This window comes from Bacillus sp. 166amftsu (assembly GCF_900107445.1).
GTDB lineage: Bacteria > Bacillota > Bacilli > Bacillales > Bacillaceae_G > Bacillus_A > Bacillus_A arachidis.
On record NZ_FNQA01000037.1, the window covers coordinates 1 to 14482 of the forward strand.

The 14482-nt window shown below is 32.9% G+C and carries 11 protein-coding genes; 8 read left to right on the forward strand and 3 right to left on the reverse strand.

Annotated elements, in window-relative coordinates:
* Positions 1 to 256 precede the first annotated feature (256 nt).
* Both BLV40_RS26740 and BLV40_RS26745 read left to right on the forward strand, forming a co-directional pair.
* A complete protein-coding gene (locus BLV40_RS26740) occupies positions 257 to 850 on the forward strand; it encodes a TasA family protein (protein ID WP_090695621.1) in 594 nt (197 codons plus the stop codon).
* A 440-nt stretch (positions 851 to 1290) separates the two neighbouring features.
* A complete protein-coding gene (locus BLV40_RS26745) occupies positions 1291 to 2652 on the forward strand; it encodes a serine/threonine-protein kinase (protein WP_170833722.1) in 1362 nt (453 codons plus the stop codon).
* Positions 2653 to 3472: 820 nt separating this feature from the next.
* On the opposite strand, the gene BLV40_RS26755 is transcribed toward BLV40_RS26745, so the two are convergent.
* The 3 genes from BLV40_RS26755 to BLV40_RS26765 all read right to left on the reverse strand — a co-directional run bounded on the left by BLV40_RS26755 (position 3473) and on the right by BLV40_RS26765 (position 7593).
* A complete protein-coding gene (locus BLV40_RS26755) occupies positions 3473 to 5239 on the reverse strand; it encodes an SIR2 family protein (RefSeq protein WP_090695627.1) in 1767 nt (588 codons plus the stop codon).
* A 492-nt stretch (positions 5240 to 5731) separates the two neighbouring features.
* On the reverse strand, positions 5732 to 6229 hold the full coding sequence (locus tag BLV40_RS26760; protein WP_090695629.1) for an ankyrin repeat domain-containing protein: 498 nt from the start codon (positions 6227 to 6229) through the stop codon (positions 5732 to 5734).
* Between the two features lie 443 nt (positions 6230 to 6672).
* Positions 6673 to 7593 (reverse strand): Rpn family recombination-promoting nuclease/putative transposase, encoded by a 921-nt coding sequence (locus BLV40_RS26765; RefSeq protein WP_078205440.1) that lies wholly within the window; start codon positions 7591 to 7593, stop codon positions 6673 to 6675.
* A gap of 535 nt (positions 7594 to 8128) precedes the next feature.
* Between BLV40_RS26765 and BLV40_RS26770 the strand changes: the two genes are divergently transcribed.
* The 6 genes from BLV40_RS26770 (at position 8129) to BLV40_RS26800 (ending at position 14118) form a co-directional block, all read left to right on the forward strand.
* Entirely contained in the window at positions 8129 to 8872 is a 744-nt protein-coding gene (locus BLV40_RS26770; RefSeq protein WP_244525465.1) for a hypothetical protein, read from the forward strand.
* Positions 8873 to 9157: 285 nt separating this feature from the next.
* Positions 9158 to 9472 (forward strand): hypothetical protein, encoded by a 315-nt coding sequence (locus BLV40_RS29545; RefSeq protein WP_090695634.1) that lies wholly within the window; start codon positions 9158 to 9160, stop codon positions 9470 to 9472.
* A gap of 369 nt (positions 9473 to 9841) precedes the next feature.
* Positions 9842 to 10975, forward strand: coding sequence for a tyrosine-type recombinase/integrase (locus BLV40_RS26785; protein WP_090695636.1), 1134 nt, complete (start codon positions 9842 to 9844; stop codon positions 10973 to 10975).
* Positions 10972 to 13068 (forward strand): tyrosine-type recombinase/integrase, encoded by a 2097-nt coding sequence (locus BLV40_RS26790; RefSeq protein WP_090695638.1) that lies wholly within the window; start codon positions 10972 to 10974, stop codon positions 13066 to 13068. The genes BLV40_RS26785 and BLV40_RS26790 overlap by 4 nt, the downstream gene beginning before the upstream one ends.
* 10 nt (positions 13069 to 13078) lie before the next feature.
* Entirely contained in the window at positions 13079 to 13459 is a 381-nt protein-coding gene (locus tag BLV40_RS26795) for a DUF6262 family protein (protein WP_090695639.1), read from the forward strand.
* A 125-nt stretch (positions 13460 to 13584) separates the two neighbouring features.
* Positions 13585 to 14118 carry a GrpB family protein gene (locus BLV40_RS26800; protein WP_002139634.1) on the forward strand — a complete coding sequence of 178 codons (534 nt, stop codon included), beginning with the start codon at positions 13585 to 13587 and terminating at the stop codon, positions 14116 to 14118.
* The last annotated feature ends 364 nt before the right edge of the window (positions 14119 to 14482 follow it).

The following is a 14482-nucleotide window of genomic DNA, read 5'->3' on the forward strand; positions in this document are numbered from 1 at the left end:
GCTAAAGAACACTTAAAATTAGTGCAAATTATCTCCTAAAGTGACATTCAAATCGTTTGGTAAATATCAGCATCCCAAAAACTTTACTTTTTGGGACGTTTTATTTATGGAAGATAGAAAACAACATAATTTTCTCAATAAGGGATTTTCTGATTTTAATATAAAATTTTTACATTTTATGATATATCTGGATTAAAGGGACCTTTTAGGTTGATTAGGGAGAAAGATTATAAAAATGATATGGGAGGAACAAAAAATGTCATTGAAAAAGAAATTAGGTGTTGGAGTGGTTTCAGCAGCTCTTGGTTTATCTTTAATTGGTGGGGGAACATATGCATATTTTAGCGATCAAGCTGTAACAAATAATACATTTGCTGCAGGTACATTGGATTTAACTATGCAACCAACTACTTCACTTAACTTAGGAAATTTGAAACCCGGAGATAGAATATTAAAGAAATTCAATTTAACAAATAGTGGTACATTAGACATTAAAGATATCATGATGAAAATAGACTATACTGTAAACGATTTAAAACAAAATAATAATACAGAAGATTTCGGTAAACATATTAAAGTACAATTTCTTTGGGATTGGGATCCAGCAAAAAGCCCTGTATACGAAACAACTCTTGCAGAACTAAAATCACAAAGTCCAGAGATTGCCTCAAAAAAAGTATTTCATTCTAAGTGGGCTGAAACAGGGGGATTAAAATCTGGGAAAATGGATTGGTTTTGGATGAGGTTTATATTTGAAGACAACGGAATGGATCAAAACGTGTTCCAGGGGGATAGTATTGCGCTGAAAATGGAGTTCCAAGCCAATCAAACAGAGGGACAAGAAAGATAATTTTACAGACATATTGTTGGTAAAAAGTAAAACTAAGCTTATGATTTTTTATAATTTGTAAAACTGATTGCTACATATCTATACAAAAAGCCATTGATATCAGCATTTGCGCATGATATCAATGGCTTTTATAAGTTTAACATTTTGTATGTTTTGTAAAACTCATTTTTAATTTACAAATATTAAACACATTCTAAAAGGCGTACTTTTACGGATGTATCGGAAGGGTTCACTTAAAACTACATACATTTTAGGACATGGTTTCTGGTAATGAAACTTAGTAGTTTATAAGTACTACTTTGCGGTCTATGGTAGCATCTCTGTCATTATCTCATAAAGTTAAGAAGTTATTTTAAAAATTAGCTTTCTATATTTTTTTTGAAATACATGTTGCAAATTTAGTAAATAAGTTCTTAATTAAAGATAAAGGGGGAATTATATTGGATTATCAGATATTAAGTGTAAAAGGAAGCGGATATTTTTGTGATGTTTGGAAAGCAAAGAATGAATTTAAAAAAACAGTTGCTCTAAAACAATTAAAGAAAGAGTTTGTTCAAAATTCAGATTATATATATCGATTTAAACGGGAAATATCTCTTCTAAAAGAATTAAAAGAATGTCCATACATAATTCCATGTTTAGACATGGAGTGTGATAATGCAAAGCAGATATATCGCTATGCTATGCCGCTAGCTGATTATCATCTTCATAAGTACATCACTAAATATAATAGTGGAATTAGTCTACAAGAAAAAATAATGATTTTCGATCAGATATTAGTAGGAATGAAATACGCTCATGAAAGAACTATTATACATCGTGATCTATCTCCTAATAATGTTCTTATATTTATTAAAGATCAAAATGTTCAAGTTAAAATTAGCGATTTTGGACTTGGAAAAGATACAAATAGTTTATCTCATTTTTCAAAGTCGGTGGGATCTTATGGACAAATTTATTATGTTGCACCTGAACAATACGAAAATATAAAAAGTGCTACTGTGAAAAGTGATATCTACTCTTTAGGCAAACTCCTTTATTTTATATTGACCGCAAAAAATCCACTTATTATAGAGCCAACAGTGGGGTTTTATGGTTTGATTTCAAAAGCAGTATCTGAGAATCCAGAAAAGCGTCACCAAGATATTAATGAGTTTATTACCCATTATGAACAATTAAAAGCTATTTATATGCAGAGCGAAACTCTTTTAACATCATATGAAACAATGAAGCAATATACGGAAAATAATAAAGAGCAAATAAATTGGAGTGAATTTCATAAAATGGTTCTAGAAGGAAATGTGATTAATCATGTTTTTGTTGATTATTTAGAACCAATTGTAGAATTATTTAGGGAAGTTGAAAACCTTGAAGCATATACTTCTTATGCAAAAGAAGAAATTTCAACATTTTTAGAAGCTTTTACTAACCATTTACATGAATGTTATAATCAGTATGGATGGCCATTTAGATATTTAGATGATTTTGCGAGGTTTTTTTATAACTTATATAATATCTTGCCGTTCACAGTAGCAAGGTTAACTTGTTTGAAAGAATTGTGGAATATTTCTTTTGAATATGATCAATGGAATGCCCAAACATGGATGGAATCCATTATTAGGGGAAGAATTAATCCAGATAATATAGAACCGTTTGCTGAATTCTTAACAGGGAGCAATTCTAAACATGCTGATAAAATTATTCAAAATGGGAATTTGTCTCAAATTAATCCAATTCTTCGTACTTCTATTCGTGCGATTGTACAACGTGCAGAAAATATGCAGAACGTTAGTGAGTTTTAATTAAAGGTACTGTATCATTTTAGGATTCAGTCGTGTTACGTGTAAAACTAGATCACAGTGATATATTATTTACCAATAGAGGCTTTTCAAAGATCTTCAAAACAGTTTCATAACTTAAGGGTTTTCGTGAACAAAAAAACTTATCCGTACTTCTATATAAAGGTGTACCTTTTGGGATGAAAAATAGAACCCTTATCATAAGAGTTCTGCAACAGGAAACAACAAATATATAGGAATAAGATAAAGAGAATTACTTATTATTATATCTTATATATGTATAATGTAATATTGAGAAAATGTTAAGAAATGGCTGAATCATTCTCATATGTATTATGAGATAGCACCACATGCCCATCAACTTAAGAAAAGTAAATACCCCCAAGAAAAAAATACGCTGACTTCTCAAAATAACTAACTGTAGAGAAAGAAAATTTTCATTTAGGGGATACTTCAAAACCTTAGCTTGATGGCGATGCGGCGATAGCTCTATAAGCAAGTTGAAGAAATAACTGGCATTAGTAAAAGTACATTAATTCGAGCGAAGAAGAAAGTGCAAGTCAGAAATGAAGTGGCGCCAAGAGGAATTTTAGAACAATAAAAAAGCTATCTTGAATAAGATAGCTTTTTTATCAGTTCAAAATTTGTAAAATAAATAGTTAAATGTTTATTTGAACTTCCCCACCTCAAGCGTAGTCAAGTGGCGGGTAGTTCAAGAAGATATAATTTCGGGAATTTCAGGCTATTTTCTTGTACTTACTTCGAAAAAGTGTACCTTTATGAATAAAAAAGAACCCTTCTTATACAAGAGTTTTATATAAATTTACACGCCTTCTGATTTCATACCAGTTTGATAGGCGCTTAATAATTGATGTCCATCAAAATAAGCCTCGCTGTTTAAATCTCCAGTTAATATTTCTAATGAATTTGTAAAACTCTCTATGCTATTATCAAATAATTCTAGCACCTGCCAATTCTCTTTCTCTTCAGCTCCAGATTTTAAGAAATGTTCAATGTATAATTTGTCATATTTAAAACCAAACATTCCGCTAAAAAGCCTATTTATTTTTAAATGACGATGTTTTAAAGTAAGTAGCAATTCAAAGATATCATAATGGTCATTCAATTCTTGTTCATCAAATGTAAGTTTACTATTAGCATAGATATCACACATATAAGGTTGCATAAACTTTGTTTCAAAAGGAAGATGCAATCTTTCTTCATATAAACTTCTAAAAGCAATATATATATCACCACTTGATCCGGTGAATCCTAAGAAAGTTTCTGGGCGATATAAGTTTGTTCTTACCCTTATTTCCGTAAATAATTTGTTTAATAGTTTGTAATTTTTTTTCATGACTGCAGCAATCCCAGCACTATAAAGACCAATTATTGCTGGCAGTTTTGATAAACAAATAAATGTAGTTATACCTTCCTGCGCCATTGCAGTAGTTAGTCTTTCTAAAGTTTCAGTAATAATTGATTCATGTTTTTTATTTCTCGAATAATAGGTTAGTATTGTTAACATTATAGATAACGTTCGTGATTTCTCTTTAATTTTTTCCACATATTCTTTCATAATCACGGAAGTTGCGGATACATTGAAATCTAATGATTTAATGAATTGAACTAACATTTGAGTTTCTTCTGTAATCATCTCATATAATTCAATTTCTAAGTCATTTGTAATAAATTTCTTTAATTTATTAATTTTCATCTGTATGTTTTCCGGACTAGATTTCTTCAATTTAGAGATGCTTTCTACGTTTTCAGAAAGTAGACTAAAGAAGCTATCAGCCCCATTACCATTTACTATCTTAATTCCATCTCTCCATTTTAATAATGCTTCTGCTTGCTCAGATAGTGTTTCATTATAAGCATGCCAATACCAAGAATAACGGCGCCCTTTTACTGATTTTATAGTATCCCTTAATGCAGTATCCCATTCTGCAGACCAACCAGACGTAATAATTCCATATTCATCAAATATTTGTTTTAACAAATTTGATAAGACTGGGGGATACTCCTGCAATTCATTACTGACATTTTTAAATCTAGTGTCTCTATAGTCACCATGAATTTTTAATACTGTACAATTAGCATGCGTCAAAGGTTTCATCCCAGCTATATCTGATTCGTGATATAAGGTTTGGTATTGAATATCTAATTCATCTAAAGCTTGCTCCATCAATCGATCAAAATTTGTAGTTACTATTACTTTGATATACCCATCATTCACTAGCTTTGCAATTTCTTTATGTGCTTTTGTTGGCCTTTTTACATAAGCTTCATCGCCTTCTTTTGGTTCAAAGAATTCAGCTAATAAGCCCACTCTTTCAGTTGAAGTTTTAGCTAGCATTTCAATTACCTCATCATATGCTGGAGATTGACCATAGTAATTTTGATACCATTGAATCGAATCTTCATGTGTCTCTCCATTTAACTCCATTATTCTCCTGCATAATTCTTTAAGTATCCCCCATCCGGTAGGAATGTCAGCTGAATATGATATTCCAGAACCCAATAACAAAGCATAAACACCTTTATTTGCTTCCATTGAAAAGGATAATGACATTAATTGGTTATCCATGTAGTTCTCCTCCATTTTTTATCTTATATATAATCGTATCACATTTTAAATAGGGGAATAGCCAATATTTTGGAAAATAACCACGTTAAGAGTTTCTAACTCCGTTTAGGGGTCAGTCAAGATATACTCATTGAAATAGCATTGTCACACACAAGAAAAAGCCTTGCTGTATAAACAAGACTTTGTCACACAATCATATATCTGCTATCCTCTGAAACACATAAATTGGGGTACGGAAACATCGCTATCAAGCTAAGAAAATACAACTACCCCCATAACGAAATTTTATGATAAAAGCTCATTTTTTCGTTATGGGGTGGATTTGTTTTCTTAAGTTGATGGGCATGGGGTACCACCATCATTTCGGAAAAACCCCACACTAAGCAAAAAAATAAAATAAGCTGTCCATATGGACAGCTTATTTACATAAAATTCGTTATTGGAAATAAAAAAACCTAATAATATTATTAGGTTTTTTTATTGTTCTTTTCATTATGATGCTGTATTTATATGTTGTTTAATAAGATTTACTACCTCACTTTGTTCTTTTTCTAAGGCAATATCAAGAGGTGTTTTTTCATCATCTTTTCTTAATTGAATATTAGCACCTTCTTTAATCAATAATTCTACAATTTCTGTATTTCCTAGTAAGGCTGCTTCATGAAGGCTTGTCCATCCCCCACTTTGTTTTGCATTAATGTCAGCGCCGTTTTTAATCAGTAATTCGACTAACTTTACTTGTTTATTTGCTACTGCTGCATGCAAAGGCATATTTTCATTACTATTTTTTGCTCGTGCGTGAATATCAGCACCTAATGATAATAATAATCTAGCTGCTTCTTCTTTTCCAAAATAAGAAGCCAAATGTAAAGGTGTCCATCCATCTTGACTAAAAGTATTAACAAGATCAGGGTTTTCATTCAGGATTTCTTGTATTGTAGGCATATCTCCATTCATCGCTGCGTTTGTAATCTTTTCAATTTGATTCATTTTCTATCCCCCTACGGTAAAATTCGAATATTCCAACAAATTAATTTTACCACATAAAGGTAGTGAGGAAACATATGCATACTATATTCATGTAAAGTTAACATCACGTCTCATTATCGGTAGCAAATATTTTCATAGAATCCTTGTATTTACAAGTGTTCTGTTTTCTATGTTTATCTATCTCTTATACATAATTTTATACATCGTTGATATAGAGGGGATTTCAGGGATCCCTTCTACTCTTTTTTGCATAAAATCTTGTATAAATATAAGATACTAAGGGAGTATGAGGAAAAGAAATCATAAACTAAATACAGAAAATGAATCAAAATTTGCTTAGCGTATATTTTTGTTAAAATGTGGGAGATACATCTTATCCCCCTGGTGGCGGTGGCCACTAAAAAATAACACCTACAGTATTTGTAGGTGTTATCTTTAATCATTTAGGCTTGTAAAATATTTCTTATTTCTTCTATACGTAAATTTGTAAACTTTGCAATATCTTCTATTGGCATTCCGTTTTTGTGCATACCACGAATAAGTTGCATTTTCCCTTTTTCAATCCCTTTTTGCTCTGCATAAGCAAACTTTGCGGCTTCATCCATCAACGCTTTCTCCCTTGCTTCATACGCTTGTCGGAAAGAAGAATCTTGACTCATACGTTCCCATTTATTCATGGCTTTTTGTAAAATCGGGTCTTGGTTCATCGCAATATCCTCCAATGTTTGGGTTAATCGTTCATCTTCATTCGCTGGAAGTAGTAACAACCAGCGAACAAACGAATCCTCCCAGGGATTTACTTGTTCATTACGCCACTGTTGCATTAATTTGGGAATTTCCACGATATGAATTTCAATATCATCACTTAACTTCTTTTGTTGTTGTTGATTCCATAGGATTCCTGTTGTATGAAACGCTTCATATTCTGGAAACATCACAAAGTTTAACAAATTAATCGTAATGGTTTTGTGAAGAGAACTATAAGACATCCCCTTTTGTAATTGAGATGTATATAATCTTCCCCAATAATACAGGCTTCTTTTAATCATATCATGATTATTATTCAATTGAATTTCCACATTTACCTTTGTTCCTGTATCTAATGTCGCTGAAATATCTAAAATTGATAATTTATCTTCCTCATGTTCTCGGTGCAAGTGCGGGTCTTCTAATTGTAACGAAACAATAGGTGATTCTAAAGAATCCTGTAACATCGCATTTAAAAAAGCAATCAGAATATCTTCATTTCCACTTGTGCCAAATAGTTGTTTAAAAGCAAAATCAATGCGTAAATTCACTAATTGTTGGTTGGACATGGGTTTTCCTCTCCCCATCTCATATGATGTTTTTCTTTCATTGTACATAAAAGAGTAGTAACCATGCAAATAAGTCCTTATCACAGCAGATATCAGAACTTACACCAATATTTATAATATGTCACTGATTCTCATGAGTTTAATATTTTGTATCTTTTGTAAAACTCATTTCGGATTTACAAATGTTAAACACGTTTGCAAAAGTATACTTTATCAATACAGGTTTTTTACCTCACATATTAAAATGGAAATACCCTTTCAAAGTATGATGACTCCTTTCACAAATCGTGGAAGGAGTTTTTTTTGCATTCTTAAAGTTATACCTTTTTAAACGGTTTGTTTTTTTACAAAAAAAGTAAATATGTACCTAAAGGTATTTATTATTTTTGAACGTTCATAAAATATATTTTTGATATTTTGGAACGCTAATTTTTTGTGGATTCATGTAGTTCCTAAAGGTGTACCTTTTGGGAAAGTTAATATCTGGATAATGACGCGCTAGAAATAACAATAAATCCTTTAAATGGAAAAATATCCATATTTTGCGTGGTAATCGAGTTGAGCTGAAAGCGTCTATAAAACTATGGACGGATATAACCGTTACTTTCTGAGTAATACGAATGATAATGTTCCGCAAGGTGAATGGTATAGTGAATGGGTAACTATGCGTCTTAATGAAATAGAGAGAGGTAATGCTTCACCGAAAATTTCTGACGGTTCAAAGTTAATTGTTCATCTTATTCCTATAGAAGCGGTTACGACTTCTAAAATGTATAATATAAATGATTTAGCACAAAGAAATAATTTAGAACCATTTCTCACTCGTGGATGGAACCATTCAATAAATAAACATGGTTTTTATACATATACTGGGCCATATTTTGGTGGTGAAGGAAATCCTCCTGGGTATGTCCAATTCTTTAAAAATGGTATTATTGAATCTGCTGATACAGAGATGCTAAGTAAAAGATATGAAAAATACATCCCTGGGATAGCTTTTGAGCGAGATATATTACATCTTATTGATACCAAATATAAAATGGCTTTAAAGAAGTTAGGGGCTAAACTTCCTTTTGCAATTAGTATTACTCTTATTGATGTTGATGATTATTTTATTTCTATGAATCCGAAATATTCAAGAGGGAAAATAGGAGACAGAATTTTAAAGCTTCCTTCAGTTGTAGTGAATTCATGGAATGAGGATATTGGAAAAGTTCTTCGTCCAAGTTTTGATTATCTATGGAATAACTGTGGAGTTGCTGAATCTCCAAATTATGATACTGAAGGGAAATGGAATCCGACAGAGGATCGGTATGGTAGGTATTAAAAGGAGATAAATAGTTTTAGATGGGGTACCGCCACATTCCCATTAACTTAAGAATTTTATAACGCCCCAAAATAAAAAATTGTACATTTTCACCTGGAGATGCCAATTTTCTTGTTTCGGGGTATTTGCTTTTCTTAGCTTGATTGTGATGTGGCGAGAACCCATTTATAAAAATAGATTCCAATAGAAATTTATATACCTTTTTCAAATAAATACAATCTTTGCACCAGAACCATATATACTATATGAACGTATACAATAAATATAATTAAAGGAGAATAGAACTTGATAAAACATATATTCAGTTTCATTCTTGGAATAATTGTTATATTAATTGGTTCCTTTTGGGTTATTCCTTACACCCTCGAAGCAATTGACAGTAACGTAAGCCATATTACTCCTGGCAAAAAGTATTTTAGTAAGCTATATGAGTATGACATTAACCTTTGGATGATAGCAATCCTTATATTTTGCATTTTTTCTACAATTTCTGTTCTTATATTAAAGTTACCTGATTATAAGAAGGGCAAAAGCACTCATATAAAAAAATATAGTCAAACAAATCAGCGAAAAAAAACAAAGAGAAGGCGTCGTAAATAATTGTTTTTTATAAAACAATATACATATTTTATTTTAGATAGTATAAGAAGAAAATTGTGATACTCATTATTTGGGTAGCGTCCCATCACTATCAAGCTAATAAAACAAAATACCCCATACCCATCAACTTAAGAAATAAGAGAAAATGGAACAAAAAAAGAACCCTTATGAATTAAACATACTATAATTAAAAGAGGATATTATGTTCAATATAGAGCATAAATCTTCTTTTTTTATACAAAATAGAAGGAATAATCAGACATTCAAAATATTGTCTATTATGTACATAATGTTATTAACAAAGCTCGTAGCTGGAGGCGTATTGAGGTCGATAGACCGAGCGTAAAAAAGTTTTGGAGGTGGGAAGCTATGCGTGTACAAGAGGTGATACTAGAGGAAGGTAAGAGATACATATTAGTAGATTCAGAAGGCATTCCTGTGACTCCTGTGATGAAGTACCTCAAGCATTTGGATGTTACAGGGAAAAGCAGCAACACTCAGAAAACGTACTGTTATGGGTTAAAACAGTATTTCCTGTATTTACAGAAGACTGGGAAAGATTATAAACGTATAAGGTTAGAGGACTTAGTGGAGTTTATGGGATGGTTACAGAATCCGTATGAAAGTACAAAAGTGGCATCCCTTCAGCCTGTACAGGCAAAGAAATCAGAGAAAACGGTGAACCTGACGGTCACTGCCGTCACTAATTTCTATGACTACTTATACCGTAATGAAGAGTTGTTACTTGATATGAATGAAAAACTTATGCGCCAGGTATTCACAAAAGGCAGAAAACGGTACAAGAGCTTCCTTTATCACATCAACAAGGATAAGCCTTCTGTGCGAAATGTGCTGAAGGTAAAAGAACGTCGTAAGAGGATACAAACGCTCACAAAGGAACAGGTACACCAAGTCTTGGCAGCAACAACGAATATACGAGATACCTTCCTCATCCAACTCCTGTTCGAGACAGGTTTACGGATTGGAGAAGCTCTTTCTTTATTTTTAGAGGATTTCAATTTTGATCATAGAAACGGGCATCGCATTCGCCTGACGGATCGTGGTGAATTAGAGAACGGCGCGAAACTGAAAACAGGTGAACGGGAAATTTTTGTTTCACAAGCATTAATGAATATTTACGACGATTACCTGTACGAAGTAATCGATGAAATTGGCGCAGAAACTAATTTTGTGTTTTTGAAATTACGTGGGAAGAATGTGGGCAAACCCATGACGTATAGTGATGTAGAAGCCTTATTCAAGCGGTTACGAAAGAAAACAGGGATCGACAACGTTCACCCTCACCTATTACGACACACACATGCAACGATGTACTATCAGAAGACAAAAGATATTAAACAAGTGCAAGAGCGATTAGGGCATTCGCAAATCCAAACGACAATGAACCTATACCTTCATCCTTCGGAAGAAGACATCCGTAAGGATTGGGAAAAGGCACAGGATGCATTCCAATTCCCAAAACAAAACGGTGAGAGAGAATGAAACACATACAACAAACAAAAATTGAACAATTTGGCTTCCATGAACGATTGTACCATGAGCTGTCTAGTTATCCTGCAAAAACGGCAGATGGTGATGGTTCTATTACAGTCCAACGTGTGATGAACTCCTATTTCTTGGTCAATGATGTTTGGAATGTTGAGTTTTTGAGAGAAATTCCACAGTTTCAGAAGATGGTAGAAAACTACAAAAGTAAAAGTCGAAATGTATATTTTGAAATTAACAGCACGGTGGTCAAACTGGAAGTGAAATATGTGTGGTATCACAAATTATTCAATGATGAATGGGCATTAAGTAGTGTTTTTCACGGACAAGTAACATCGTTACGAAGAATGGCAGGATTTCTCAATGAAAAATACCCTAGCCTCTACTCTCTCCTTGATCTGGATATAGAACAAGCAGAACGGGAATGGTGGTTTTGGTTAGAACAACAAGAGATATCAACCAAAAGGACGATACAACACATGAGGCATGGCAAGTATATAATTAAATCTCCCGTCACAAACTTCCTTCGGAATGTCCATTCTGCATTGTTTAAACTAACAGATACCCGTGAGGAATGGGAGAAGAATCTATGGGATGTACGAATGTTGCATGATAAATATGGAATTGATTATAACAAAAGCACGACTAATTATTACTTGAATTTCACTAAAATTGAACCAGTGACTATGCGTGAGCAAGTAAAGAAATACATTAAGCAACGTCTCTTAAGCAAAAGTAATTTCTCTTGGAATAGAGCAAGAATATATTTATATTCTTTACCTGCGTTTCTATATTTTATATTTTCATTGGAGCCTACTTGGAAAGATTTGAGAGATTTAAAAAGGTTACACATAGAGAAATATATCGAATGGTTGCACGAATATGCCAAACATAACTTACAAAGGAAGGATGCACACCCTGAAAAATATGTATTAGAGGCATTAATGGTCGTAGGGAAATTTCTTAATGATATCCAGCGATACGAATGGGATATTGCTCCTGAAACAAACGTACGACTCTTACTCTTTCCAGAGGACAAACCAAAACCAAGAAAAAAATCCATTAACCAGATTGAATATATTCCTGACTTTGTATTGGAACAACTTTTCACCCACATCAACGAGTTACATAAAGATGTCATTCCTGTTTTGTGGGTGGCCTATAAAACAGGGTTACGAATTTCTGATGTATTAGCACTTACCACCGATTGTTTAGAGCGATTAAACGGGAAATACTCCATTGTCACGGATATTGAGAAAACTTACGTTCAAGGACATCGTATTCCGATTGACGACGAATTGGCAAACATCCTGGCGGTTCTCATTCAGGAATCTAAGGAGAATAGCAATGAAGATAATAATCCCGAAGGGTTTATTTTTATTCGCTATCGTGGTTCTCGTAAAGGAAGACCTTTTAGCCAAAAATGGATTCAAGAACGATTAAACACATTAGCAATACAAAAAAATATCACAGATGAAAACGGGGATATTTTTCATTTTAAAACTCATCAATTCCGTCACACCTATGCGATAAAAATGTTGAATGGTGGTGCAGATATTTTGACTGTACAGGAACTGTTAGCCCACGCTACCCCAGAAATGACCTTGCAGTATGCCAAACTGTTGGACGATACAAAGCGGAAGGCATTTGAATCTGTCATCAACCAAGGCGTATTTAGCTTCGATTTGAATGGTGAGGTGCAAGAAATTAAGGCTGGCGAAGACATCCCAGGGGACATCCTACAAGTTCTTTGGCAAGACCATAAATTAAATGCGATGGATAACCCGTACGGGACGTGCCATGCGCGATTAAAAGGAGATTGCCCTTACATGGAAGCCCCTCCTTGTCTTACGTGTAACAGCGGAAGTCCATGTAAGGACTTAGCAATCGGATTTTCAGAATATGATATACAGAAGTATGAACTCCATGTAAAAACAACATCGAAATCCATTGAGATTGCAAAACAGCATGGTCGGCATGATGTGGTGGAAAAACAAGAAAGAAATCTAAAACGTTATCATAGTATTTTAAACAATATTCGCGAGGATAATATTATTTTTGGTAGACATGAGCGGATAAAACGAAAGTAAGGTGTGGGAGATGACTAATTATGATCGCAAAGAACAATTGAAATCAATCCACGCATTCAGGAAGGCAATCACTTCTCAAAAAGTTGATGAAGCTATCCAAAGGCTCGTGCGAGCCAATGAGAACATCAATTTCAACAGCGTGGCGAGTGAGGCTGGCGTGGCGAAAACGACGTTGTACAACAATCAAGAGTTGCGCGAACGAATTGAAACTCTGCGGCAACAACAGGTGCACGCTCGTACACCAAAACAAATTAAGCGTGAGATAGACGACAATAACAAAGATGCAATCATCGCTTCTTTAAAACGTCGCATTAAGAAGTTGGAAGGGGAAAAAAAGGAATTACGAGAACAGTTAAAAGTGGTCTACTCAGAAGTTTATAAAAAAATATAAACTATTTTATAAGGGAACGTCATATCCAGACTTATTCAACTAAAGGGTGCTAGTTAGTTCGAGAAGGATTAAACCGTGAATCATAGAATTAATTTAATAATCTCTAATGTTGGAAGGAGAAAAGAATGGAATTAGGATTAAAAAAAGATGAAGTAAAAGTAGTTCCATACACTGCTGATTGGGGTACAGAATTTTTAAAAGTAAAAAAGGAAATACACCAATGTACAGATATTAGTAAAAATCGTATTGAACATATCGGTAGTACAGCAATCAAAGATATGCTAGCAAAACCCATTTTGGACATATTAGTAGCAGTAGATGATTTATGTACATTAAATCCGTCCATTATAAAGGGGCTAAAGAGCATTGGATTCCTTCGTTTAAGAGTAGAAAGACCTAATGAAATTATATTTGCGAAATTTACAGATAACACTTATGAAAAAAAAACGCATTATATTCACCTTGTAGAATTTGAAAAAGAGCAATGGAAAAACTTAATTTTTTTTAGAGATTATTTAAATACAAATGAAAATGCACGTAAAGAATATATAAACATAAAATTGGATTATTTAAAGAGGCATTCTACGGGGATAAATGAATATACCGAGCACAAGGAGAATTTTGTAAAAAGCATATTTAAAAAAAGAATAGATAACTAAGTTATTGAATTGCGTTTAAAATAAGCTGTTCAACATATTGTACATGACTAATATGTTAAACAGCTTATTTTCATGTTTTTTTTAATATTAGGTCTTGATAATCTTATAGGATTCTGTAACAGGAAACAACAGATATATAGAAGTAAAATAAAGAGAATTACTTATTATTATATCGTATATGTTTATAACATAATGTTGAGAAATAGTTAAGAAACTGTTAAATCATTCTCATATGGCATAATAACTTGATTATGAAATGTGCTATAAGGGGTACCGCCACACATCCATCAACTTAAGGTATATTTTTATACAAAATGCGGTCTTTCCATATAGTTTTTTATTATCTTTTATAGATTTTATAAAA

Excerpts from the sequence above, each read along its gene's own strand:
- BLV40_RS26765 (WP_078205440.1), bottom strand. The coding sequence starts at position 7,593 with ATGTACAATGAAAGAAAAACATCATATGAGATGGGGAGAGGAAAACCC.
- BLV40_RS26740 (WP_090695621.1), top strand. The coding sequence starts at position 257 with ATGTCATTGAAAAAGAAATTAGGTGTTGGAGTGGTTTCAGCAGCTCTT.
- BLV40_RS26755 (WP_090695627.1), bottom strand. The coding sequence starts at position 5,239 with ATGGATAACCAATTAATGTCATTATCCTTTTCAATGGAAGCAAATAAA.
- BLV40_RS26785 (WP_090695636.1), top strand. The coding sequence starts at position 9,842 with ATGCGTGTACAAGAGGTGATACTAGAGGAAGGTAAGAGATACATATTA.
- BLV40_RS26790 (WP_090695638.1), top strand. The coding sequence starts at position 10,972 with ATGAAACACATACAACAAACAAAAATTGAACAATTTGGCTTCCATGAA.
- BLV40_RS26770 (WP_244525465.1), top strand. The coding sequence starts at position 8,129 with ATGGACGGATATAACCGTTACTTTCTGAGTAATACGAATGATAATGTT.
- BLV40_RS26800 (WP_002139634.1), top strand. The coding sequence starts at position 13,585 with ATGGAATTAGGATTAAAAAAAGATGAAGTAAAAGTAGTTCCATACACT.
- BLV40_RS26760 (WP_090695629.1), bottom strand. The coding sequence starts at position 6,229 with ATGAATCAAATTGAAAAGATTACAAACGCAGCGATGAATGGAGATATG.
- BLV40_RS26795 (WP_090695639.1), top strand. The coding sequence starts at position 13,079 with ATGACTAATTATGATCGCAAAGAACAATTGAAATCAATCCACGCATTC.